The organism is Aeromonas sp. 602658 (assembly GCF_049173005.1).
GTDB lineage: Bacteria > Pseudomonadota > Gammaproteobacteria > Enterobacterales > Aeromonadaceae > Aeromonas > Aeromonas veronii_A.
This window is the reverse complement of record NZ_JAAKRF010000001.1, coordinates 180,143-205,265: the sequence shown is the minus strand read 5'-3', so window position 1 is coordinate 205,265 and position 25,123 is coordinate 180,143. Positions and strand designations below refer to the sequence as shown.

Annotated in this window: 17 protein-coding genes; 7 read left to right on the top strand and 10 right to left on the bottom strand. The window is 60.3% G+C overall.

Translation table 11 applies throughout. The annotated features are described in order from the left end of the window. Window positions 1-89: 89 nt before the first annotated feature. A complete protein-coding gene (gene xseA / locus G5253_RS00840) occupies window positions 90-1,463 on the bottom strand; it encodes an exodeoxyribonuclease VII large subunit (protein WP_266133999.1) in 1,374 nt (457 codons plus the stop codon). Window positions 1,464-1,793: 330 nt separating this feature from the next. Here xseA and G5253_RS00835 point away from each other — a divergent pair, with 330 nt between their 5' ends. The 5 genes from G5253_RS00835 (at window position 1,794) to G5253_RS00815 (ending at window position 10,300) form a co-directional block, all read left to right on the top strand. Then, entirely contained in the window at window positions 1,794-5,000 is a 3,207-nt protein-coding gene (locus G5253_RS00835; RefSeq protein WP_266133894.1) for an alpha-amylase family glycosyl hydrolase, read from the top strand. A 622-nt stretch (window positions 5,001-5,622) separates the two neighbouring features. After that, window positions 5,623-6,246 (top strand): YitT family protein, encoded by a 624-nt coding sequence (locus G5253_RS00830; RefSeq protein ID WP_100654792.1) that lies wholly within the window; start codon window positions 5,623-5,625, stop codon window positions 6,244-6,246. A gap of 264 nt (window positions 6,247-6,510) precedes the next feature. Next, window positions 6,511-7,974, top strand: a complete 1,464-nt coding sequence (gene guaB / locus G5253_RS00825) for an IMP dehydrogenase (RefSeq protein WP_005360033.1) — start codon at window positions 6,511-6,513, stop codon at window positions 7,972-7,974. Window positions 7,975-8,058: 84 nt separating this feature from the next. Further along, the gene (gene guaA, locus G5253_RS00820) at window positions 8,059-9,648 is read left to right on the top strand and encodes a glutamine-hydrolyzing GMP synthase (protein ID WP_266133895.1); all 1,590 of its coding nucleotides are present in this window, start codon (window positions 8,059-8,061) and stop codon (window positions 9,646-9,648) included. A gap of 379 nt (window positions 9,649-10,027) precedes the next feature. Continuing rightward, window positions 10,028-10,300: a hypothetical protein gene (locus G5253_RS00815; protein WP_005337011.1), complete on the top strand. Its 273-nt coding sequence runs from the start codon at window positions 10,028-10,030 to the stop codon at window positions 10,298-10,300. 174 nt (window positions 10,301-10,474) lie between these two features. Here G5253_RS00815 and G5253_RS00810 read toward each other — a convergent pair whose 3' ends face one another. The 6 genes from G5253_RS00810 to G5253_RS00785 form a co-directional block, all read right to left on the bottom strand. Then, the gene (locus tag G5253_RS00810) at window positions 10,475-11,617 is read right to left on the bottom strand and encodes a hypothetical protein (RefSeq protein ID WP_266133896.1); all 1,143 of its coding nucleotides are present in this window, start codon (window positions 11,615-11,617) and stop codon (window positions 10,475-10,477) included. 418 nt (window positions 11,618-12,035) lie between these two features. Beyond that, window positions 12,036-12,863, bottom strand: coding sequence for a bifunctional transcriptional activator/DNA repair enzyme AdaA (locus G5253_RS00805; RefSeq protein WP_158113125.1), 828 nt, complete (start codon window positions 12,861-12,863; stop codon window positions 12,036-12,038). Window positions 12,864-12,914: 51 nt separating this feature from the next. Beyond that, window positions 12,915-13,679: an SDR family oxidoreductase gene (locus G5253_RS00800; RefSeq protein WP_139429661.1), complete on the bottom strand. Its 765-nt coding sequence runs from the start codon at window positions 13,677-13,679 to the stop codon at window positions 12,915-12,917. Window positions 13,680-14,072: 393 nt separating this feature from the next. Further along, window positions 14,073-15,125 carry a lipocalin-like domain-containing protein gene (locus G5253_RS00795; protein ID WP_266134000.1) on the bottom strand — a complete coding sequence of 351 codons (1,053 nt, stop codon included), beginning with the start codon at window positions 15,123-15,125 and terminating at the stop codon, window positions 14,073-14,075. A 173-nt stretch (window positions 15,126-15,298) separates the two neighbouring features. Continuing rightward, window positions 15,299-17,728: an FtsX-like permease family protein gene (locus tag G5253_RS00790; protein WP_266133897.1), complete on the bottom strand. Its 2,430-nt coding sequence runs from the start codon at window positions 17,726-17,728 to the stop codon at window positions 15,299-15,301. Between the two features lie 30 nt (window positions 17,729-17,758). Further along, window positions 17,759-18,439 (bottom strand): ABC transporter ATP-binding protein, encoded by a 681-nt coding sequence (locus G5253_RS00785; protein ID WP_266133898.1) that lies wholly within the window; start codon window positions 18,437-18,439, stop codon window positions 17,759-17,761. Between the two features lie 197 nt (window positions 18,440-18,636). Here G5253_RS00785 and G5253_RS00780 point away from each other — a divergent pair, with 197 nt between their 5' ends. Together G5253_RS00780 and nhaD are read left to right on the top strand one after the other, a co-directional pair. Next, the gene (locus G5253_RS00780; RefSeq protein WP_005333716.1) at window positions 18,637-19,104 is read left to right on the top strand and encodes a DUF4357 domain-containing protein; all 468 of its coding nucleotides are present in this window, start codon (window positions 18,637-18,639) and stop codon (window positions 19,102-19,104) included. A gap of 107 nt (window positions 19,105-19,211) precedes the next feature. Next, window positions 19,212-20,636, top strand: a complete 1,425-nt coding sequence (nhaD, locus tag G5253_RS00775; RefSeq protein ID WP_216953834.1) for a sodium:proton antiporter NhaD — start codon at window positions 19,212-19,214, stop codon at window positions 20,634-20,636. A gap of 80 nt (window positions 20,637-20,716) precedes the next feature. Here nhaD and G5253_RS00770 read toward each other — a convergent pair whose 3' ends face one another. The 3 genes from G5253_RS00770 to G5253_RS00760 all read right to left on the bottom strand — a co-directional run bounded on the left by G5253_RS00770 (window position 20,717) and on the right by G5253_RS00760 (window position 25,123). Next, on the bottom strand, window positions 20,717-21,928 hold the full coding sequence (locus G5253_RS00770) for a Bcr/CflA family multidrug efflux MFS transporter (RefSeq protein WP_216953832.1): 1,212 nt from the start codon (window positions 21,926-21,928) through the stop codon (window positions 20,717-20,719). Window positions 21,929-22,041: 113 nt separating this feature from the next. Continuing rightward, complete coding sequence (locus tag G5253_RS00765; RefSeq protein ID WP_266133899.1) at window positions 22,042-23,736, bottom strand: hypothetical protein; 1,695 nt, start codon at window positions 23,734-23,736, stop codon at window positions 22,042-22,044. 58 nt (window positions 23,737-23,794) lie between these two features. Then, window positions 23,795-25,123 (bottom strand): hypothetical protein, encoded by a 1,329-nt coding sequence (locus G5253_RS00760; RefSeq protein ID WP_266134001.1) that lies wholly within the window; start codon window positions 25,121-25,123, stop codon window positions 23,795-23,797.

Here is a 25,123-nt window from a genome sequence, read left to right as displayed (position 1 = left end):
GGCCACCACCTTGTTTGCGGTGGTGGCCTTTGTTTTTGGCTGATTGCCGGGCTGAATGGCAGATTGGCTGGTGGTTTGATGTAGCCGTTCTACTGCTCGGCGTCTTTGATAACTTCCTCGACCCGTACCTGCAGGCTCCCTTGCGCCAGTGTGGTGATGAGCTGGTCGCCACGGTTGACCTGATCGGCGCGGCTGATGACCTCACCACGCGCAGTGCGGGTGATGGAGTAGCCGCGACCCAGAGTAGCGAGCGGGCTCACCCCGTCGAGGCGGGCGGTGAGCATGGCGAGGCGGTGGCTCGCAAGGTCTTGCCGCTTGGCAATCAGGGCATGAAGCCGCTCCTCGGCCAGCTGGTGGCGGCGCTTGCCAGCTGCCAAGAGGCGCTCCGGACTTTTGCCCTGCAGGCGCAGCTCAAGGTTGGCGAGGCGCCGCTCACCCTGATGCAGCCGCTGGCGTAGCAGCTGCTGCAAACGAGTAGATAGCTCGTCGAGGCGCTGGGACTGCTGCTCCAGCCGCCGCTTCGGATCCTGATGGTCGAGCCGCTTTTGCAGCAGGATGAAATCGTGGCGGGCGGCGGTCTGCTGGCGGCTCATCGCCTGCAGCAGCCGCTGCTTGAGGTGAACCAGACGCTGGGCACGGGCGCTCTGATCCGGCGCAACCAGCTCGGCGGCAGCCGACGGGGTAGGGGCACGCAAGTCGGCGGCAAAGTCGCTGATGGTGACATCCACCTCGTGGCCCACCGCGCTCACCACAGGGATGGCTGAGTGGGCAATGGCACGCGCCACCGCCTCTTCGTTAAAGCACCAGAGATCTTCAAGCGACCCGCCACCACGGCCAACGATCAGTACATCCACCTCGGCGCGCTGGTTCGCTTTGGCGATCGCCGCGACGATCTGGCTGATGGCAGCGCTGCCTTGTACCTGAGTCGGGTAGATAAAGACCGGCAGATCCGGCGCACGCCGCTTGAGCACGGTGAGCATATCGTGCAAAGCCGCGCCGGTGGCGGAGGTGATAAGGCCCGCCGCCCGCGGTTCGCGGGGCAGCGGCCGCTTGCGACTCTCGTCAAACAACCCTTCGGCGCCGAGGCGGCGCTTGAGCTCTTCAAAGCGCAGCGCCAGCACGCCGTCGCCTGCCGGCTGCATTGATTCGATGATCAGCTGGTAGTCGCCGCGCGGCTCATAGAGGGAGACCCGCGCCTGCACCAGCACCTGCATGCCATCCTGCGGGCGAAACGCCACCCGCCGGTTGTTGCCCTTGAACATGGCGCAGCGCACCTGCGCCGATATGTCCTTAAGCGAGAAATACCAGTGGCCGGAGCTTGGCATCGCCAGGTTGGAGAGCTCGCCGGTCAGCCACACCAGCCCCAGATCTTGCTCCAGGATCATGCGCACGGCGCTGTTGAGGCGGGTGACGGTAAAGACCTGCTGTTGCCTGTTTTGGCCGGATTCGTTGCGATAGTTCAAGGCGGTTCCTGCGCACGGTTCCTCGCCAGCGAAGGCGGAGGAGAGAAACAATGTCGCCATCTTACCCCACTTCACCTCGTCCGCCGAGTCAATGGATCAGGTTGGTCACTCCTCCCTGCAAATCGGTGTTGCATGGAAATGAAAGCGCTATCAATCACATACAGCCAATAGCGAAGTCGATGGTGGTCACATTTTGCGCGCATTCGCCATGAATTGGTTATGGGGAACTCTAGACTGATCGGGCTCATCCGAAGGCGGGACTGTAGCGGATGGGGGAATGCCGGGGCACACCGGCATCACACACAAAACAATGAAAATAAAGGACTATCAATGGCTAGATGGATACTCGCGGCCGGATTGTTGGGAACCCTGATCACGGCGCCGACGTCGGCGGCGGAGTGGTTCTTCCGGGGCACCGCGAATGGATGGGCGGCGACCGCAATGACGTCGACGGACGGCGTCAATTTTGATACCTGCCAGCGCTTCGTGAGCGGGGATGCCAGCGGCGGCCCGCGCTTTAAGATAGACAGGTACGGCAACTGGCAGCAGAGCTACCCGGCGGCCGACTACGGGGTCAATGCCAACACGGCGTACCAGATCCGTATCAACGCCAGCACTCAGGCGGTGAGCGCGACGGCGGTGGCCAGTTGCGAGGCCTCGGGGTTTGCCAGCACCTTGCCGCAGCTCAACGTACGCGGCACCTTCAACGGCTGGGCCAGCCTCCCCATGACTCTGGTAGGGGATCACCTGTGGCAGGTGGAAGCCTACATGGATGGCAAGGCGAGCCAGCGCCTCAAGTTTGATCAGGCTGGCGACTGGGCCGTCAACTTTGGCGACAGCAACGGCGACGGCGTGCTTGAGAAAAGTGGCGGCGACATCTTCTGGAGCGCCGTGGGTACGGTGCGCATCCAGGTCAACGACCAGACCCTGGTCTACAGCATCACCCCCCTTGGGGATGACAACCAGCCGCCGCTCGCGGTCATCACCCCGGGGGGCACGGTGAATGTGACCCAGGGGGCGTCACTGACCTTGAGCGGCAGCGACTCTACGGATCCCGACGGCCAGATCACGAGCTATCTGTGGAGCAGCGGCGAGACCACGGAGAGCATCGTCGTCAGCACCACCCAGACCGGCAACTTCACCTATGGCCTCACGGTCACCGACGATCAGGGCGCCAAGGGCAGCAGCAGCGTGAGCGTGATGGTCGGGGCAGGACAGAGCAGCGACAGCTGGTACTTCCGGGGCACGACCAACAACTGGGGGCTCACCCCCATGACCAGCGAGGATGGTACCACCTTCTGCACCGAGCAGGCCTTTGGCAGCAACAACCCCCGCTTCAAGATTGACCACAAGGGGGATTGGACCGAGGCGTATCCGGCCCAGGATTACCTGGTCAGCGCCAACACCCGCTATCGCATCTGCTTTGACAGCCTGCGCAAGGCCATCGAGGTGGAGACGCTGGCCGGGGCCGATCTGCAGGCCCCCACGGTGACGGTCACCCCGGCCCCGGGGAGTTATCTGGACAACCAGTCCATCACCCTGGGGGTGAGCGACGATCAGGACAGCGCCCCCGCCGTGCATTTCACCACGGACGGCAGCCAGCCCACCACGGCGTCGGCCCGCTATGCAGGCCAGCCCCTGGTGGCGAGCGACAAGGGGAGCGGCACCGATCTGGTGATCCGCACCCTTGCCATTGACGCCAGCGGCAATCAGCGCGAGCAGCGCTTCGAGTACCGTATCGGCGAGCAGGGGGTAGCGAGCGGCGATTTTCGTGCCGAGAGCATCTACTTCCTGCTGACCGCCCGCTTCTATGATGGCGATGCCAGCAACAACTACCATAACCGGGATCGCTACAAGGCGGGGGATCCCCATTGGCGCGGCGACTTCAAGGGCTTGATCGCCAAGCTCGACTACATCAAGGATCTCGGCTTCACCGCCATCTGGGTGACGCCACCGGTGGAGAATCGCTCCGGCCTAGACTACCACGGCTACCACGCCTACGACTTCTACCGGGTCGATCCCCGTCTGGAGTCGCCGGGGGCGGGTTACCGGGAGTTCATCCAGGCGACCCACGCCAAGGGGCTCAAGGTGATCCAGGATGTGGTGCTCAACCACTCGAGCCAGTACGGCCTGCGCGGCAAGACCTGGATCGATCGCCTGCCCGTCAAATACTACGTACCGGCGGGGTCGAGCCAGGGGCTCATCAACAACGGCCCCTATCAGGGCAACCTCGGGGACTACGCTAGCGCCAACCGCTGTGACGACGACAACCCGGTGGCTCCCGACTGGTACAAGGCCCGCTGCCAGTCCGATCCGGCGGGCACCCAGCCTCTGGTGGACCCCAAGACAGGCGCCACCGTGCCGAGTGCTGGCTACAACCCCAACCGCTTCTTCGGCATCGACGCCCAGACCCTGGATCCCGCCTGGTATCACCTGGACGGTTTCATGTCAGGCGGTGACTGGGAGAGCCCGCTCGCCCTGCAGCGCAAACACATGGCGGGGGATTGCATCGATCTCGCCACCGGCAACCAGAACGTCAAGGACTACCTCAACGGCGCCATCCGCCAGTACCTCGACATGGGGGTTGACGCCATTCGCATCGATACCTTGAAGCACATCGAGCGGGACGAGCTGCTGACCTATGTCCACGACTGGCAGGCCCACAAGCCGGGGTTGTTCGTTTTTGGCGAGAACCTGGTCAAGGGCACCGGCTGGGGCTCTGAGCTGGCCAACGACAATGCCTCGGCGGTGATCCGTCCCTGGTGGTATACCCGCACCACGCCGAACCCGGCGGATCCCCGGGCAGGGGGCGATTCCGGCCTCTCTGTGCTGGACTTCTCCCTCTTCTCCACCTTCCGTGACAACGTCACCCGGGGGAGCTTTGGCGGGGTGGGCGGGATCTTTGCCATGGACTGGGTCTATGGGGATGCCACCAAGCTCATCACCTTCTTCCAGAACCATGACGTGGGGCCGGACAACGACTTCAAGTACCGCTACGGCGGGGAAGAGGGCAATGCGGCCATGACCTACAACCTGCTCTGGACGGCGCGGGGCATCCCGACCCTCTACTACGGGGAGGAGGTGATGTTCCAGGCGGGCAAGCCTCAGGATATCGACGGGGCCACCATGACGGTGGATCAGACTGGTCGTGCCTACTACGGGGAGGTGCTGGACAACCCGGCCACCCCGAGCCACCCGCTCTACCAGCACATCAAGCGCCTGAACCAGCTCCGCAAGGCGGTGCCCGCCCTGCAGAAGGCGCCCATGAGCCAGGTGAACGAGTGGGGCAGCGGCATCAGCTTCGTGCGTGACCTGAGCGCTCAAGGCAGCTACGCTGCCGTGGGCCTCGCGGCCAGTTCGGCCCAGCAAATAAACCTGAGTGGCCTGAAGAACGGCACCTATACGGATGCGGTGACCGGCGCGAGTCAGAACGTCAGCAACGGCAGTCTGAGCTTTGCGGTGCCCGCCTATTCGGCACGGGTCTGGGTACTGAACGGCCCGGGCAAGGTGGGCGTTGACGGTAAATATCTCAAATAAGGAAAGCCTGTCACAGTGTGCAGCGAGTCGGCCTTGGGGCCGACTTTTTTATGCCGCATATCAAGGGATCGAGGGAGATGGACCAGACGGGGAAGGCAATAAGCAGTAGCGTCGACATCGCTTGGGAGCAAGCGGCATCCGAGGGTGGCTTGCTCTGTTATGGTGCTTTCGCCCCAAAGTGGTGCGCATCATCGACATTGGCAGCAGGAACCCACCTTGGAGAAATATGCCGTATCCACCCTATGCCCCTCCTGTGACGAGCATGATTCATGCTGCCATGTGGCACCATATCAACATGATCCACTTAATAACGGGCTTTAAAAGGGAAGATGGTGAGCTGCCTTCAGTGTGGCTGGTCAAACATGCTGATGCAGCCTGATGTTTGTCCCATGAATGGGTGTGTTGCTCCTGTCATAGGCAGAATGTCGGAATTTAAATTTGATTTTTCAGCTTATCCTGGATGCTTGTGTTGATTGGCGCTTTTTTTGCTGAGTCTTGTGATGTCGGCAGGGGGACCGGCAGGGGAAATGGCCAGGGCGCCCGAGTATGCCGACCCCTTCGGCCCAGTGACTGGTGCCCTGATGTCACAGCAAACATGGAGAGGAGTCATATGGAGAGTGAAATGACCATGTCGCCCGTGCCGGCGACCAAAGCCCTGGCCCACACCCTCAAGGACGATGTTTACGGCATGGTGCTCGGGGTCATGTTTATCGCGGTCGGTCTCAACCTGCTCAAGTGTTCCGGCATGATCACCGGTGGCATCGCGGGCATCGCCCTGCTGCTCGCCCATGTCAGCAGTTTGCCCATCGGGGTTCTGTTCTTCATGGTCAACATGCCCTTCATGGTGTTTTGTTACTTCACCATGGGGCGCGCCTTCACCATCAAGACGCTGATCGTCAACGTTACCCTCTCGGCGGCCACCCAGGCGGTACCGCTGCTGCTGACGGTGAGCTATGTCCACCCACTGTTTGCCGCCTTGGTAGGGGGCACCTTTCTCGGCATGGGGGTGTTGTCTCTGGCGCGCCACAATGCCTCCGTAGGTGGCACCGGGGTGGTAACGCTCTGGCTGCAACGGCGCGTTGGCATCAACGCGGGAAAGAGCCAGATGGTGCTTGATGTGCTGGTGTTTGCACTCTCCCTGCTCACCTTGCCACTGCCCTTGCTGCTCTGGTCCACCCTGAGTGCGCTGGCGATGAACGCCATGCTGATGAATTGGCACAAGCCAGGTCGCTATCAGGGAAACTGAACACCCGGCTGCACATAATTGGATCATTGAAAATGCTGTTCCGGGAGGTTGGAGGGAGAAAGGGGCTCAACGACAAAAAAGATCATCTTGTCGTGAAAAAAGGCATGATTACAGCTGAATTTATTAGTTTTTTGCGCCGTTGGCCGCCTAAAAGAGGGCTATGCCATAAAAAATTCAAAAAACTTCTTTACCAGTGACCAATGCGTGAGTAAACTTCGTCGGCAATATTTTACACCCCCACTTCCTCAACGGTGAGATATTGCCATGCTCAGGATTGCCAAAGAAGCGTTAACCTTCGACGATGTACTGTTGGTTCCCGCCCACTCCGAAGTTCTTCCCAATACTGCCGATCTGCGTACCAAGCTGACCTCCGCCATCAGCTTGAACATCCCGATGATCTCCGCTGCCATGGACACAGTGACCGAAGCCCGTCTGGCTATCGCACTGGCCCAGGAAGGCGGTATCGGCTTTATCCACAAGAACATGTCCATCGAGCAGCAGGCTGCCGAAGTGCGCAAGGTCAAGAAGTACGAGAGCGGCGTGGTCACTGACCCCGTCACCGTGCGCCCTGACATGACCATCGCCCAAATCAAGGAGCTGAGCCACAAGAACGGCTTCGCCGGTTACCCCGTGGTGACTGACGGCAATCAGCTGGTCGGTATCATCACCGGCCGTGACGTGCGCTTCGTGATTGACCTCTCCCAGACCGTTGAACAGATCATGACCCAGAAAGATCGTCTGGTCACCGTGCGTGAAGGGGCCCCTCGTGAAGAGGTGGTTGCCCTGATGCAAAAGCACCGTATCGAGAAGGTGCTGGTGGTCAACGCCGACTTCAAACTCAAGGGCATGATCACAGTTAAAGATTTCCAGAAAGCTGAGCGCAAGCCCCACGCCTGTAAAGATGACAAGGGTCGCCTGCGGGTCGGTGCTGCGGTTGGTGCCGGTGCCGGCAACGAAGAGCGCGTCGCTGCGCTGGTTGAAGCCGGTGTTGACGTGCTGCTGATCGACTCCTCCCACGGCCACTCCCAGGGCGTGCTGGATCGTATCAAGGCCACTCGCGATGCCTATCCGGATCTTCAGATCATCGGTGGCAACGTGGCGACCGCCGCGGGCGCCAAGGCGCTGGCTGCTGCCGGTGTCAATGCGGTCAAGGTCGGTATCGGCCCGGGCTCCATCTGTACTACCCGTATCGTAACTGGCGTGGGTGTGCCCCAGATCACTGCCATCTCCGACGCCGTTGACGCGCTGGAAGGCACCGGTATTCCGGTGATTGCCGATGGCGGTATCCGCTTCTCCGGCGACATCGCCAAGGCCATTGCCGCGGGCGCCAGCTGCGTCATGGTGGGCTCCATGTTCGCCGGTACTGAAGAAGCGCCGGGCGAGATCGAGCTCTATCAGGGTCGCTCCTTCAAATCCTACCGTGGTATGGGTTCTCTGGGCGCCATGTCCAAAGGCTCCAGCGACCGCTACTTCCAGACCGACAACGCCGCCGACAAGCTGGTACCGGAAGGTATCGAAGGTCGCGTGCCGTACAAGGGTCGCCTCAAAGAGATCATCCACCAGCAGATGGGCGGCCTGCGCTCCTCCATGGGCCTGACCGGCAGCGCCACCATCGACGACATGCGCACTAAAGCTGAATTTGTGCGCATCTCCGGCGCCGGGATGAAAGAGTCCCACGTCCACGATGTGACCATTACCAAAGAAGCCCCCAACTATCGGATGGGCTGATAAAACGGGGCCCTGCGCCCCGTTTTTCCACCCTTTTTTTATCCCGTGCCCTTTGTGACAACATCAGCCTGATGCAGGAATAAAATGACTAAAGACATTCACCAGCACCGTATCCTTATCCTCGACTTCGGTTCCCAGTACACCCAGCTGATCGCCCGCCGCGTGCGCGAAATCGGCGTTTACTGCGAACTGTGGGCCTGGGACGTAACCGAAGAGCAGATCCGCGAATTCAATCCGAGCGGCATCATCCTCTCCGGCGGCCCCGAGTCCGTGACCGAGGCTGGCAGCCCGCGCGCCCCCGAGTATGTGTTCAACGCCGGTGTCCCTGTGTTCGGCATCTGCTACGGCATGCAGACCATGGCCGAGCAGCTGGGTGGCAAGGTGCAATCCTCTACCGAGCGTGAATTCGGTTACGCCAAGGTGGAAGTGCTGGGCGAAGCCGGCAAGAGCAGCGCCCTCTTGCGCAACATCGAAGATGCCATCGCCGACAACGGCAATGCCCTGCTGGATGTCTGGATGAGCCACGGTGACAAGGTCACCACCATTCCGGCCGACTTCACCACCATCGCCCAGACTCCGACCTGCCCCCACGCGGCCATGGCGTGTGAGGCCAAGCGCTTCTACGGCGTGCAGTTCCACCCGGAAGTGACCCACACCCGTCAGGGTGCCCGCATGCTGGAACACTTCGTCAAAGACATCTGCGGCTGCGAATGCCTCTGGACCCCGGCCACCATCATCGACGACGCCGTTGCCCGCATCCGCGAGCAGGTGGGTGACGATGAAGTGATCCTCGGTCTCTCCGGTGGTGTCGACTCCTCCGTGGTCGCCATGCTGGTGCACCGCGCCATCGGCGATCGCCTGACCTGCGTCTTCGTTGACAACGGCCTGCTGCGCCTGAACGAAGGCGCCCAAGTGATGGAGATGTTTGGTGACCACTTTGGTCTGAACATCATCAAGGTTGAAGCGGAAGAGCGCTTCCTCTCTGCCCTGGCCGGTGTTGACGAGCCGGAAGCCAAGCGTAAGATCATCGGCCGCGTTTTCGTCGAAGTGTTTGATGATGAAGCGAAAAAGCTGAAAAACGCCAAGTGGCTGGCGCAAGGCACCATCTACCCGGACGTTATCGAATCCGCTGCCAGCAAGACCGGCAAGGCCCACGTCATCAAGTCTCACCACAACGTCGGCGGCCTGCCGGAAGAGATGAAGATGGGTCTGGTCGAGCCGCTGCGCGAGCTGTTCAAAGACGAAGTGCGCCGCGTTGGCCTCGAGCTGGGTCTGCCTTACGACATGCTCTACCGTCACCCGTTCCCGGGCCCGGGTCTGGGCGTGCGCGTCCTTGGCGAAGTGAAGAAAGAGTACTGCGATATTCTGCGCCGCGCCGATGCGGTCTTTATCGAAGAGCTGCGCAAAGCCGACCTCTACAACCAGGTCAGCCAGGCGTTCGCCGTCTTCCTGCCGGTGCGCTCCGTTGGTGTGATGGGCGATGGTCGCAAATATGACTGGGTCATTGCCCTGCGTGCCGTCGAGACCATCGACTTTATGACCGCCCACTGGGCTCACCTGCCGTACGACTTCCTCGGTCACGTGTCGAACCGCATCATCAACGAGATCAATGGTATCTCCCGCGTGGTGTACGACGTCTCCGGCAAGCCGCCCGCAACCATCGAATGGGAATAAGCTGCTCGCGCCCTTCTGCCCTTCGAGCATAAAAATGCAAAAAGACGCCCTTGAGGCGTCTTTTCTTTTCTCAATCGTTTGCGCAACACATCTTCTTTTTTCGAGCAGCTTTTTTGCCACCTTGCCCCTGTCATATATGACAGGGGCATTTTTGCCATCCCGCACTAGGCTCTCTCATGCCAATTGGGCCCGCTATCAACAGTGGCTCGTGGCTGGGGGGAGGGCTGATCCAGTTGCAGATAGCTGCGCAAATTTGCCCATCGTTATCGTGCCAACCGGCATTGATGACACCCCGGTGGAGACCGGAAACCACTTGAATCAACGGGGCGCAGCCCGAACGGCCAAACGAGTCGGGATCATAGAGCACGGAGAGTTTGATATGTCAGAACAAGCAGTGTTGGTGGGTGGATGGACCGCATATCACAAGCTGACCGCCGAGGATCAGGCGGTATTTGATCAGGCGCTGAAAGGATTTGTAGGGGTGCAGTACGTACCCTTTGAAGTCTCCACTCAGGTGGTGGCTGGCACCAACTACCGCTTCAAGTGCAAGAGCACTGTGCCGCTTGCCAAACCGATCCATGGCGAAGCTGTGGTACAGATCTTCAAATCACTGGACGGGGATGCCCATATCACCTCCATTACCCCGATCTGATTGGGTGCGGGGCAAAGCGGGGAGGGGGAATAGCTTCCAACCTGTTTGCTCTAAATCTTGGAAATAAGAAAGACGCCTTAGGGCGTCTTTTCAACATCTAATCACTTTTGAACTGCTATCTCACACTTTGAAAAACTAGCCGAAATTAGAGGTCTTCCACGGGGGAATATTTCATTATTTACGCACAACCTTAGTTAGCTTTGTTATTCCATCAAAGATCGAACTGATTTGAGTAGAGTCAATTTTTTGCTTTTCTAGATCCACAGTAGTCTGTCCTTTTTGAATAACAAAGTTTCTTTCAGAATTTGATAATGATGAGATTAGCGTACTAGCTGATACAGAATCTGGAGTTGCTAGTGTTTGTAAACTATAAATTGCCATTAAGCGCATTTCAATATTAGTTATTTCATTTTGGTAGTACTTAACTGTATCCATTGTCGAACGATATAGTCGCAAATAGTAAAAAGCAAAAACCTCTACAAAAACAACAATTGAAAAACGAGATATTACACTGAACCAGTCTGTTGATGTTAGGGCTGTTTTTGTATCTGAAAAAGGGCTGTTAAAATAACTGGACAAATCAGTAACAGTGTAAAATAAAATTGCTGCTGCGCCAACTGTGATTGCTGAACCAAAGGTAATGTAAATATTTGCACCCCGAGTCAACTGTTCAATCTCTTTTTGAAGTCGATCTGTAAATTTTTCTCCTAGAGCAATGGCATCATTTTTATTTCTTTTATCTTCTATGCTAACACTACTGCTAATTTTATCTCGCAGGGGAGTATTTTGCTCCACTTCCAATCCATTTTTGATTGAAGACAAAGCGGTGATAAATAATCTTCTACTTACTTCAGACGACAGGTTTATATTTTTATCTGATTTGGAACTGAATTCATGGTGAGTGGGGAAGACATCTCTGCGTACAGAAATAAAAGACTCCAACTCTGATAGATCATGTTTTTCTATTGATTGGTTAATATAATCTTCGTACAAATTTACTGCTTCAAAAATTTCATTTACTCTAGTCAATCGTTCAGCATTAGTCATTGGTTTTGGTGCATAAGAAATCACTTCCTTATAAAGATGTGTTGAGGGCTTAATTGCTAAGTACCAAAATACTGACACCCCCACAAATATAGCGAATATGCCAAAGTTTAATATGCTATAGGTTATGGGGTTAATTGTGTCACGAAATGGGAGGAAATTAATTGCCGCGGTTAGTACGAAAAGTGAGGCTGAGCTGACAACAATATACTGTTTGGAACGTTCTTTTTGTTCAGTAATAATGGATTGAATTTGAATCTCTTTGTTAGTCATTCTTGAATCCTTAATTTTTCTTTGATTATATGATAATGCTTTGGGTTTTAAAACAAAAATCAAACAATAAACATTTGAAATTGGTGAGCTATATATGACATTTTGAGGCTTTGATTTAAATTATCTAGTGCTGTAGGGTGCAATGAAATTGCACCTCTACTTTTGTTCCTCATACCTTGCACAAACGCCGCTCGGCAAATGGTGCAATGCGCTGCGCTTATTGCACCCTACGTATCTTCGACCCGCTGGGGGGGCAAGCGCCATTCCTTGCCAAAGCAACAAAAGGGGCGATTTGCGCCCCGAATCTTTTTATGTCCCCGTTTTATATCGCCACACGCTGTCTGGCGCTGCCTGATTGTCTGCTTACTCACTACCAAGATGCCTGTGTTCCTCATCAGACGGACAGAAAAAGCCACCTTCACTCATACCTCGCCGCTTCCCAGGCGTGGATCGCCTGTTTGCGGGTCTCGCCCCAGTGATAGCCGCCGAGCTTGCCGTTTTGCTGGATGACACGGTGGCAGGGGATCATCAAGGCGACGGGGTTGGCACCCACCGCCAGCCCCACGGCGCGGGCGGCTTTGGGGTTGCCGACGGCGTTCGCCACCTGGGCGTAGCTCACCACCTTGGCGGGCGGGATCTGCAGCAGCGCCCGCCAGACGCTGATCTGAAAGTTGGTGCCGCTCACGTGCAAGGAGATGGGGCGATCCGGCGCCTTGCTGCCATCGAACATGGTGTTGATGACGTTCTGGGTGCGTGATGGCGCCTCCCGGAGCTCCGCTTCGGGCCAGTTATGGGCGAGGGCGGCCAGCGGCACCTCTGGGGCCTTTTCATCGAGAAACGAGAAGTTGCACACCCCCCGCGGGGTCAGGGCGACGAATGCCTGACCAAAGGGGGTGTCGTGCACCCCGTGATCGATAACCAGCCCGGCCCCGCGCTGTTTGTACTCGCCCGGCGTCACCGCTTCGAGTTGCACAAAGTGATCGTAGAGCCGCGAGCCGCTGCTAAGGCCCAGGGTATCGGCCACCTCCAGCAGCGGGCGCGACTCCTGCAACAGCGCCTTGGCCCGCTCCAGGGTCAGCACCTGCAGATAGCGTTTGGGCGTCACTCCGGCCCAGCGGCTGAACAGCCGCTGGAAGTGAAAGGGACTTAAGTGAACGTGCGCCGCTATCTCGTCCAGAGTGGGCTGGCGCTCCACCTGACTTGCGATAAAACGGATGGCATCGGCGATGCGGGCGTAATCAGACATAAGGCGCTCTCACGATAAGGTTGCGGTCGCAGGGTGTGGGGGGCGACAAGGTCATGTGCGACAAATTGATACCCCACCATCGGCCAGCAGCGCAATGCCGGTGGTAAAGCTGGATGCATCGGACGCGAGATAAAGGGCCGAGCGGGCGATCTCCTCCGGTTGGGCTAGCCGTTTGAGGGCATGCATATTCTGCACAAAGGCGAGGCTCTCTGGCGTATTGGCAAAAGCCCGCCCCATGGGTGTGTCGGTACCCCCCGGCAGCAGGGCGTTGACCCGCACCCCTTGTGCCCCATACTCGGCAGCCAGCACCCGGGTCAGGCCAATGAGGCCCGCCTTGCTCGCCGCATAGGCCGCCATGCCGGGCAGCCCCAGGGTATGGCCGACAAAGGTAGAGGTAAAAATAAGCGAGCCGCCGCCACGTGCCAGCATGGCGGGGATCTGGTACTTGGCTCCCACAAAGGCGCTGGTGAGGTTGGTATCCAGAATTTCCTGCCACTGCGCCAGTTCAAGCTCCTCTACGCTGCCCGGCATGCCAGTGGTACCTGCGTTGTTGAAGGCGATATCGAGCCCGCCGAAACGGGTTAGCGCGAGATCAACAAGATCGCGGGCGTAACTCTCGCTTTTCACATCACCCGCCAGACTCACCGCCTGGCCCCCCTCATGGCGGATCTCCTCCACCAGCAGATCCAGCTCGGGCTGGCGGCGGGCGCCGACGACGACGCTGGCTCCCTCCCGGGCAAACAGGATGGCGCTGGCGCGACCAATGCCGGAGCTGGCGCCGGTGATGATGGCGACCTTGTTGGACAGTAATGACATGGCAGTTCCCTCGCAGGTGTGTTGTGCGCCAGCTAAGTGGCTCACAAGGTTGGCAGTGGGTTGGAACCCCAATAGGTTCCAACTGACTTGGGTTTGATCCCCACTATGGCAACCGCTCCTCGCCGGGACGACCCGAATCTTGCTCTCTTTCTCTCCAACTCGTTTTGCTACATGTCGAAACAGTCCTTTGCGGCAACAAAAGGGGAGAACTGAGCCCCGAATTCTTTATCATGCCCCCCTTTAAAATCGCCGGCTCCAGGTTCGGCGCGCCCTGTGTGCCGCAGTGAGGGGCGAGAGCCCCGGCGTCATGGTGGCTGCGTGCATCATCAAACCCGTCTGGCAGGGCATTGACGGCGGCTTATGGCCGTTGCAATCAACAGCCACGCTCCTGGATCAATAGCCCGTCATCTCCAGATAGCCGACCCCCTTGGCATCCCCCGAGACAGAGACAGCTCCCTCCCAGTAGTCAAAGCGACCTGTCATGGCCTGATCGGGCTGACGGGCTTTGATGGTGAGGCTCATTCCGGCGGCGTTTAGCTGCCACTCGACGGGGTAATCCTGCCCCTTGGGGCCGCGCCAGGTGTTGCCCGGCGTAAGGCGAATCGCGTCGGGGGCGAGCACCCGGCTGCTGCCATCCCGCTCAATGAGAATGCCGTAGCGGTTTTCTGGCTGGTTTTCGGGATTAGCGCGGCCCGGTTTGGTGCGCAGGCGAAACAGCATCAGCTCGCGGCCATCGTTCAACTGGAGCGAAAACCAGTCCCAGCCCGATTGCCACTCCGCCAATACCGAGCTGCTCCACTCGTGATCAAACCACCCTTGTCCTTTGACGGTGCGGGTCTCGCCATCGCGGGTCAGGGTGCCGTGAAGAGTGAGGCGCGGGTAGGAGTAGTAAAAGGAGGCGTTGCCCGGGCTCTTCTCGCTGTAACCGGCCTTGCCTTGCAGCACCAGCGGCTTGGCGGCAGTGACGGTGAGGTTCAGCTCGCCAATCTTGCTCTGCACCTTGAGGGTGGCGGGGAAGAGCGCTGCCCCTTGCGAGGCAAGCCGCCACTCCCTGAGCCAATATTGGCCGCCGTTGGCCCCCGCCAGCCCCGGCCCCTGCCGACTGGCCCGTTCATCTTGCTGGTGGCTGCCACGGTCGAGATCCGTGATGGCAAACTGGGCCAGCCAGAGCTGGGGGGTGAGCCAGGGGTTGCTGGTGCGGAGTTCTTGTTCGATCCCTTGGCGAAACAGGGTCCACTGCATGCCATATTCGCGCCCCTGTTCATCCTTGAGGTTGCCGGTGAGATACCACCACTCGGAGCGGTAATCGGGGTGGGCGGCGTGATCCTCCGGCAATTGAATGGTTTGCCCCGGCAGCACCTTTTTGAAGCTGTCGTTGCCACCCCCGAGCAGGGCGCCCAGATCGCTGGCCTGCGCGCTGCCGCTTATGGCAATCAGCGGGATCAAGAGGGTGGCGAGCCACAGGAACCGTAAAGAGGACAAGCTTCCCCTCTCCCGAAGGGAGAGGGGATGGTTCAATGCCGCACTCTGCTCTTCTCTGTGCTGAAGAAGGGGCGGAGAGAGGGAAGTGGTCAATGGGGTCGTCAAGCCATGGCTGAGCCAGTGCGCTAACCGATATGTCATACCACTCTCCTTGCTGCATACCAGGATGCCAATGCGCCACAGACCGGGGCCAGCAACAGGGCGGTGACCGCATGAAGGGGGGCGGCCTCGAAGGCGAGGCGCCAGCCAAAGGCGCGGGGATTGACCACCTCGATCAGCACCCAGGCAAGGCCATATCCCACCGGCAGGGCAAGCAGGGCGGTGAGCAGCCCCAATCCCGCCCCTTGCCACACCAGCAGCTGGCGGCAGTGGCGGGGGCTCAAACCCAGACTCTGCAAGGTCTGCAGCTCGCCACGGCGTGCCAGCCCCAGCACCATAAAGGCCGAACCAATGCCGACAAAGGCGATGCCCAAGATCAGCAGTTTCAATAGCTCGGTCACCACAAAGGTCTGGTCAAACACCTTGAGGGCCGCGCTGTGAATGGCGGGGGCGGAGAGCAGATTGAGCTGCTCGCCAAAGCGCTCGCGCAGGCGGTCGGTCAGCTGCTCGGGGTCGTTGCTAAAGAGGGCGAGGGATTGCACCGCTCCCGCCTCGAAGGCGTGCAGGATCTGCCCCTTGTCGCTGCCGTAGTCCTGATAGACGCCGGTGACGGTGAACTGCCGTGGCCCCTGTTCGCCACTCACCTCAAGGGTCTGGCCCACCTTGACCCCGAGGCGCACCGTTAGCGGTTCGCTCGCCAGCACTTCGTTGGGGCGGGTGGGCCAGCGTCCGGCCAGCAGCGGATAGGCCGCTTTAAGCTGGGGGATAAAATCCATCTGCGCCCACTCGATGGGCTGCCCCTGCCAGCGGGCAGGGTGCACCGAGCGGCGCGAGGCGGCGCTCACCAGCGGATTGGCGAGCAGGGTCTCGAGGGTGGCGTCGCTCAAGGTGCCCTTGCTGCCCGCCACCCCCTTGGGGGCGGTGACATAGAGATCGGCGGCCAGACGCTGGCCGAGCCAGATCTCCACGCTGGAGCGAAAACTCGACACCATGACCCCGATGCCGATAGCCGCCGCGATGGCCAGCTGCAATGCCATCACCGCGATAGCGGTGCGATCGAGGTGATAGAGGGTCTCGGCCACCCCGAGCCGGGCGGTTAGCTGGCCGCCCGTGCGCCGTCGTAACCAGCCAAGCAGGCCGCGCAGGGCATCGGGCAGCCAGAGTGCCATGGCCAGCAGCCAGCCGCCGGCGATAAACAGCGCACCGGTCAGACCCGTTTGCGGTAGCCACAGGCACAGAGCGCACAGCAGCAAGATGGCGATGGCCAGCACGCGCCGTCGCCACGGGTGAGCGGGGGGGCGGCTGCTTCCCGCTCGCAGTTCGAGGGGGGATTGGCGCAGCAGTTGCCACCAGCCGGGCAGGTTGGCGGCCAGCGTGCCGAACAGCCCGATCAACAGCGCCTTGAGCAGGCTCACAGGGGAGAGGCGCAACAGATCGATGGGGTTGGGCCCATAGAGATCGGCCAGCGCCTGGGTCAGTTGTCCCATCAGCGCCAGTGCCAACAGGCTGCCGAGCAGCACCCCGAGCAGGGTGCCGATGGTGGCGAGAATAACGAGCTCCAGAATGAGCCAATGCAGTACCCGGCTCGGCCCCATCCCCAGAATGATCAACTGGGCCAGCTGGGGGCGGCGCACGCTCTGCACGAAGCGCTGGGCGTTGAACACCAGAAACAATCCCACCGCCATGGCGAGCAATGACAGCGCCGTCAGATTTAGGGCCAGTGCATCGCCAAGCTGGCTGGCATCGAGCGCCGGGCTGATGGGCTCAAGCCACAGGGGCTGGTTCGGGTAATTGGTTTGCAGGGTGGCCTGCAGGGTGCGAGCCTTGGCGTCGCTTAGCTTGAAGACGATGCGATCGAGCCGACCCGCTTTGTCCAGCAGCGGTTGGGCGAGGCCAATATCGGTTATCAGCAGCCGCTCCATGGGCACGGCGCCCGGCTCGAAGGTGCCAGCCAGCGTCAGGGTCAGGATTCGGGCGCTGGCGCCATCGTTGCCACCCAGCACAAAGCGTCGGCTCTGGCCCGCTTGCCAGCCAAGGCGCTCCGCTTCGGGGGCCGCCAGCCAGATGCTGTCGGCACGGTTGAGGGAGAAGGCGGGTTCGTTCGCGGGCTGGGCGCCAAACAGCTGGCGCAGGGGGCCGGGGTTGAAGAGATCCATCCCCAACAGCTGAAAGCTGCGCCCCTGCTCATCCTTGAGCCAGCCATGGAGCTGGGGCATGGCATCGAGGGCGGGCTGGCTGGTCACCAGATGCACGTAAAGCTGCTCATCCATCCCGCCAGCAGGGGCCAGCCGGTAGTTAGCTTCCCCTGCCAGCTGGCTGCGGGCGGCGACAAAATTGGTGCGGGCACTGTGATTGAGCAGCTCGATGGCCACCACCAGCGACACTCCCAATACCAGCCCGGCCAGACTCATCAGCAGCAACCAGGGGTGACTGCGATAGAGGCGCAGCAGCGCTTTGAGTGGCAGCATCAGCGTGTCTCCGGCTGGCGCAGTCGTCGTTTAGTCATGAAGGGGCCCCTTGAGCTCGATAAGTTGCCCCCCTTCGAGGCGCAGCACCCTGTCGGCCAGCGCAGCATAGGTGGGGTTGTGGCTCACCAGCAGCAAGCCTGCGCCTGTGTCCCGCACCGCTGCCACCATCAGCGCCATCACCTGTTCGGCATTGTGCTCATCGAGGCTGCCAGTGGGTTCGTCGGCGAGCAGCCAACTGGGTTGATGGATAAGGGCGCGGGCCAGCGCCACCCGCTGTCGCTGGCCGCCGGAGAGCTGCTCCGGCCAGGCATGGCGCTTGTGGCTCATATCGAGCCGGTGCAGCAACTGGTCAATCTTTGTCTCATCCGGTGGCAGAGCGTTGATGGCGAGCGGCAGTGCCAGATTCTCGGCCACGTTGAGGGTCGGCAGTAGGTTGAAATCCTGATAGACGATACCGAAATGGCGACCCCGCAGGCGTGCCCGCTCGTCGGGGGAGCGGTTGTCGATCCGGGTCTCCCCCAGCCAGATCTCCCCTTCATCCGGTGCAATCAGCCCGGCGATGAGATTGAGCAGGGTCGACTTGCCGCAGCCGCTTTGGCCCAGCAGCAGGGTGATCTCGCCAGCGGGGAGGGCGAGATCGAGATGGTGGAACAGCGGCAGTCGTTCACTGCCGTTATCGAAGCTCTTGCAGAGGTTGCGCAGGGTCAGCATGGGATAACCGTTTGATGGTCAATGGCTTTCATCATGCTTGGTACGCTAGCACGGCCAGCATTGATCAACACCCCTTACGGTTGATCAAGAGTGCCAGTTAGTGATCACGGCGGCAAAAGAGCAGTGGATCCTCGCTGGATCCCGCTTGCCCGAGGTGGTTAGAATAGGGGCTTCCATGGGTCACAGGATGAGCAAGGATGTTACACAAGCAAGTCAGTTTTATCATCGATAGCAAGGGCAACAAGCAGGCTGCCGTCGTCCCCATCGAGATCTACAACGAGCTGATGACCCTGCAAAAGGCACTCTCCGACAACCGGCCGGGGGAGCGCGAGCTCTACCACTTCAACGGCAAGGGGGCCGAGGCCCACGGTTATCCGGTGGGCAAGCGGCAAAATCCGGGCTTTATGGTGCTGGCCGGTTCCACCGCCAATGGCGAGGATGCCGCCTCTTTGCGTGAAGCGGTGATCGAGCTGCGTCACGAGCTGCTGGAAAAGGGGGTCATAGTGCCCCGCAGTCAGGGCGGCTTTGTCTTTACCGCCGATCAGCTGTTCAACAGCCCGAGTCTGGCCGCCAGTCTGGTGGCGGGCAATAACCGCAGCGGTCTGGATGCCTGGCAGAACAGCGCAGGCTATACCCTCAAGCAGTCGGGTTTCGGCAAGAAATAATCCCGCGTTTCGACAGCAAACCAATTAAGCGTTAATTGACCTGGATGAATTTTTCTTTTCATCCAGGTGTTAGCATCATTGCCAGATGGTTCTAAAAGGAAGAGACCATGTCTGCGCTTACCCCAGTTATTTTGCTGCTGTCCCTGTTTATCCTTCCCGCCCATGCCAGTAGTGGCCCTGTTCTGTTGACATCCTCCTCAATCGGTCTTTTTTGTGTCGGATTGTTTGTGTTGGCCTACGCCCTGGTGATGGCTGAAGAGTATCTGCAACTGCGCAAGTCCAAACCCGTGCTGGTGGCCGCCGGGGTGATCTGGATCCTGATTGGTATCGCCTATGCACAGCAAGGGATGAGCCCTGTCGCCGAGCAGGCCTTCCGCCATACCTTGCTGGAATATGCCGAGTTGATGCTGTTCCTGCTGGTGGCGATGACCTATATCAACGCCATGGAGGATCGGCGGCTGTTCGATGCCCTGCGCGCCTGGCTGGTGCGATCCGGCTTTCACTTGCGCACCCTGTTCTGGTTGACCGGCGGGCTTGCTTTTTGTATTTCGCCGGTGGCAGACAACCTGACCACTGCGCTCTTGATGTGCGCCGTGGTGTTGAAGGTGGCCAACGGTGATCGGCGTTTTGTCAATCTTGCCTGCATCAACATAGTGATCGCCGCCAACGCCGGAGGGGCGTTCAGTCCCTTTGGCGATATCACCACCCTGATGGTGTGGCAGGCGGGCAAGGTGCAATTTGGCCAGTTCTTCACCCTGCTTATTCCCTCTCTGCTCAATTTTCTGGTCCCGGCCATCCTGATGAGCCTGATGGTGCCGCGTCATGTGCCGGAGGCTGATAACGAGGTGGTCGATCTCAAGCGGGGTGCCCGTCGCATCGTCGCGCTGTTCTTGCTGACCATCATCACGGCGGTGCTATGCCACAGTTTCCTCCATCTGCCACCCGTGCTAGGCATGATGCTGGGGCTCGGTTATCTGCAGTTTTTCGGGTTTTATCTGCGAAAGTCGCTGCCGCGATCCCTTGCCCGCAAGCGTGCGCTCTACGAACGCAATGGTGATGAGGTGCGGTTGCGCAGTCTGGGTTCTGTGGTGCCATTTGACGTGTTCAACAAGGTGGCCAAGGCGGAGTGGGATACCCTGCTCTTCTTCTACGGGGTGGTGATGTGTGTCGGTGGGCTGGGCTTTATGGGGTATCTGGAGCTGGTATCACACTGGTTGTATGACGCTGGGGATCCCACCATGGCCAACATCTTCATCGGGGTCTTGTCCTCCGTCATCGACAACATTCCCGTGATGTTTGCCGTGATCTCGATGAGCCCAGACATGGCGCTGGGGCAGTGGCTGCTGGTGACCCTGACCGCCGGGGTGGGCGGCAGCCTGCTCTCCATCGGCTCTGCCGCCGGTGTTGCCCTGATGGGGCAGGCCCATGGCATGTATACCTTCTTTGGCCACCTGAAATGGTCGCCGGCTATCTTGCTCGGCTATCTGGTGAGCATAGGGGCGCACCTCTGGCTCAACAGTGCCCAGTTCTGAACGTCTGCCCGCCAGTACGAAAAGAGGCTTCCGTTGATGGAAGCCTCTTTCGTTTTCCTGGCCGAGGGGGATAGGGGGGGTCAATCGCCCCGCTTGCCCGCCAGCAGCCAGTAACTCAGGGTGGAACCCACGCCACAGCAGGCGATGGCGATGGCCATGGGCAGCGGCGATTGGGGCGGATTGAGGTTGACCAGAATCCCGACCAGGGCGCCGATGCCAAAGCGCAGGGTACCCGCCAGTGCCGAGGCGGTACCCGCAGATTGCGGGAAGTGGCCCATCAGACCGGTCATGGCGTTGGCCCCCACCAGACTGATATGGCCGATAAAGAGTACCACCGGAATGACGATGCCCCACAGACCGCCGGTCTGGCTCCAGGCGTTGTAGATCAGCAGGGCGCCAGCGCAGGGCAGCACCAGCAGGCCGTATTGCAGCATCCGCTCGGCACCCACCCCTTTTACCAGTCGGCTATTGACGAAAGTGACCACCATCATCAGCAAAATATTGAGACCAAACAGCCAGCCGTAGTGCTCGGTCGGCACCTTGAAATACTCGATATAGACATAAGGGGAGCCACTCAGGAAGGCGAACATGCCGGAGCTGGAGAGGGAGCCGCACAGCACGTAGCCCATGGCGCCGCGATGGGAGAGTACCCCCCAGTAGTTTTTGAGGATCTGGCCCAGATTAAGGGGTTGGCGGTGCTCAGGTTTCAGGGTCTCCTGAATTTTCCACTGCATCACCAGACAGATCAGCAGGCTGATCCCCACCAGCAGCCAGAAGATCACCCGCCAATCGGCGTGGGCGCTGATATAGCCGCCCACCACAGGGGCTACCAGCGGCGCCAAGGTCATCACCAGAATGACGAACGACATGGCGCGAGAAAACGCATCCTTCTCGAACAGATCGCGCAGCAGGGCATTGACCACCACAGAGCCCGCCGCACCGCCCGCTGCCTGCAACATCCGATAGGCCAGCAATTCGGGCAGGGAGTCCGCCATGGCGCAGCCCACCGAGGCGATGGCAAACATCACCAGCCCCGCCAAGATCACCGGCTTGCGGCCATAGCTGTCGGCCAGCGGGCCGTAGAAGAGTTGGCCGATGGCAAAACCGCCCAGAAAGGCGCTGATGGTGAGCTGGGCACCGTCGATGCTGGTGGCTAGATCCCGAGCGATGGCCGGAATGGCGGGCAGATACATATCCACCGCCAGCGGGGTCAGACCCGCCAGAGCGCCGAGCAGGATAAACAGGAAACGGGGAGAGAGCATGGTGGCCTGGGGGGACTGTGCGTGGGGCATAGGGTATCCGCTGGTGAACCTTGGTTGAAAAAGGGAGAAGGGCGAGTCTATCAGGTTTGCCCCCGCTCGGCATGACGTTCCTACCCCCTCAAAAGGGGGAGGTGCCCGGCGGCTCAGCCACCTTGGGGATCAAGCTTTCGGTCATGTCGGCGCGCTGCGCGGATCACTCCCCCCAGCCAGAGCAGCCAGGCCAGCAACGAGATGGCGTAACCGAGCCGCTCCGGCCAGCGGGCGGTGAGGGTGAAGGTGAGGCTGTGTTGTCCGGTGGGCACCCAGACCTGCACCAACCCGTTGCGGGTGCTGCTGACGCTCAGCGGCAGGCGCTGGTCGAGCCTTGCCTGCCAGCCCGGGTAATCAAACTGGTGCAGGACCAGCTTGGCGGGGGCCGGGGCATCCACCGTCAATTCGATATGACGAGGCTGCCAGCGCTGGATCTGCCAGTTCACCCCCTGATGGTCGCTGGTGATGGCGGGCTGGAATTCCTCTTTCCAGGCCAGCAGGGTGGGGGCAAACATGCCGCGTGGCACCTGCTTTGGTCGGTATTCGCGGGCGCTGCGCTTGCTGTCGAACTCCCCGTCGAGCTGACTCTTTACGGGAGCCTGGGTGAGCGGCGCCTCGCGTACATAGAGTCCCTGCGAGAGCAGGGTGAGGGCAAGCAGTAACCACCAGACCCACTGCCACGGACGATAGGTGGGGGTACCCAGCGCCACCACGGCGACGGTAGCGATGACCAGCAGAAGATTGAGGCGCCAGGGAAATTGCACCAGTTGCAACGGAGTGAGCAGGCGCCACAGGGGCTCGCTTGGAGGCAGCATCATCAGAAAGCTCAGGGTGCCAATGACCCCCCAGAGCAGCAACTCGGGATGGCGCGGCTCGCGGGCGGCAGCCCAAGCTACCAGTAGCAGAGCCAGGGTGAGCAGCGTCAGCCAGGCGAGATGGCCGCGAAAGCGCCAGTCATCACGGCTTTGGGGCAAACGATCGAGAAAGTTGCGCTGAAATTCGAACATGCCGGTGCGCATCTGCTCCATGGAGATCCCCCCCTGATCCAGCAGAGCGGGCAGCAGCAACAGGCTGGCCATCGCCAACCCCCAGAGCTGGCCCAGCAGGGTGCCAATGAGCGGGGAGGCGGTGACAGGGACACTGACAAGCGCTGTGCTCCCCTTGTAGCGCCAGACCAGTAGCAGGCTGCGCAGGGTGAGCAAGCCCAGAATGAGCAGGGTGCTTGGTAGATGGGAAAGCGTCAGCATGGAGACCGCCAGTGCGAGCAGCAGTAGTGCAAAGGGGGCGCCGCGGCAGAGGCGATCCTGCGCCAGTAGTGCCAGCGGCGCCCAGACGAAGGCCCAGCTCTCCGCCAGGGCAAAGCGGGCGTAGATATCGATGGCCAGATGATAGGGCAGCGCCATATAGAGCAGACTGGCCGCCAGCGCCCGTCCGTGGCCGGCAAAGGGGCGCAACCAGAGATAGGCAAACAGGCCGGAGAGCCAGAGTGCCACGCTGCTGCTCCAGAGCAGCGGCGTCATCGCCTCGTGGGCCAGTGGGGTGGGGCCGGTGAACAGTGCGCTCACATAGTAGGGCAGGGGGGGATAGAAGAAAAAGACCGGGCTGCCGAAGGCGCCGTTCATCTCCATCAACCAGCGCGGATAGAGCTCACCTTGCCACAGTTGCACGGCAAAGAAGTGACCGGAGAGCAGGTGGTGAAACAGATCATGGCCCTGACTGCCGCCGCGCAGCCAGAATGGTAGCAACAGGAGGGCACAGGCCCCGGTCAGCACCGACAAAACCCACAGCCACTCTCTGGTTACACGCATAAGGAGACTCGTCTGTTATGGATGCGCTGTGAGTGTACCCGAGTTGTTCCCCTCTTTTTTAGTTGCCTTGGCGGATTTTTGTGCTCTTTATATGTTTCTTGTCACTTTCCCCATGGGTTGTCTGCCGCGAGGGAATGGCGAGCCAGAGTCCGGGCTCGGCGGCAAAGCGTGGGGCAAACCAGTGCTGGCGCACCGCGCTGGGCATTTCGTTCGCGGCGATGGGGCGGCGACTGAGGCGGCAGGCTCCCTGAGAGAGTGCCAGCGCCGCATCCCCCTTGTACCAGCCATCGGTGACGGCCAAGGCTGTGGTCTCCCGCAGCAGCCGCACTCCCCACTGGGTCACCAATGCCGGACACGCTTTTTCTGCGAGCCTTGCTGCCTGCTCCATGGCGGGTGGACGGGGCAGGGTAAAGGTTACTCCGAGCAGCAGCAATCCGGCCACCGCGACCACCCCCTCGCCACGGCGCGGCAGCCAACCTGCCAGCAGCACGATACCGAGCAGGGTGACGGGGGCCAGATGGCGGGGATTGTCGGGATTCTGGCCAAACAGGGTCCAGAGCAGCAGGGCGAGCCAGTAGAGTGTCCAGAGTGGGGGGAGGGCGGCAGGGTGGTTTTTTGATCTTTGCCAAAGCGGCAGCACCAGCAAGGCCCCCATCAACATAGGCCAGAGCGGGGTCAGCTGATCGTTGAAGGTGCGCGCCCAGCTCAGCAGCCGATCGCCGTGGGCCGCCGCCGTGTTGCCCCAGAGGGTAAAGTGGCCGTCGGTAAAGCGGCGTCCCTCGCTGAAATAGGCCCAGCCATCGGCCTGCCAGACAAACAGCAGGCTGATAAGCCCCACCAGCACGATGGGGAGCACAAACCTGACGCGCGTGCCCTGCTGCGCCAGCCCGAGCCACAGCGGCAGCAGCGCCAGCACAAAATAGGAGGGGCGCAGTGCCAGCATAAGGCCCAGCAGCAGACCCGCCAGCGCAATTCTGCGCTGCTGCAAGGCCAGCAGCGCCCCGAGCCAGGTGGCGAGCGCGGGCCCGTCCGAAAGGCCGGAGAGGGCGAGCGTCGGGGTGAGCGGCAGGGCCAGCACCAGCAGCCAGACTGGGGCGAGCAGGCTTGGCCGTTGCCACAATCTGACCGCCAACAAGGCGGCGAGCGGCGCCAGCAAACTGCTACCGAGCAGACTTGCCCACTGCACCGCGCGGGCCGGATCGTCCACCGCCAGATTGATCAGCCGTGCCAGCCAGATAAAGGCGGGGTAGCCCGGAAAGTGGGGGGAGAATTCCAGCACGCTAAAGCGCGTCACCCCGTGGGCGAAATTGAGGGCATCATCGGAATCGAGCGCCACAGGGAAGGCTAGCAGCCAGCCGAGCCAGGCCAGTTGCAGCAGGATCAGCAA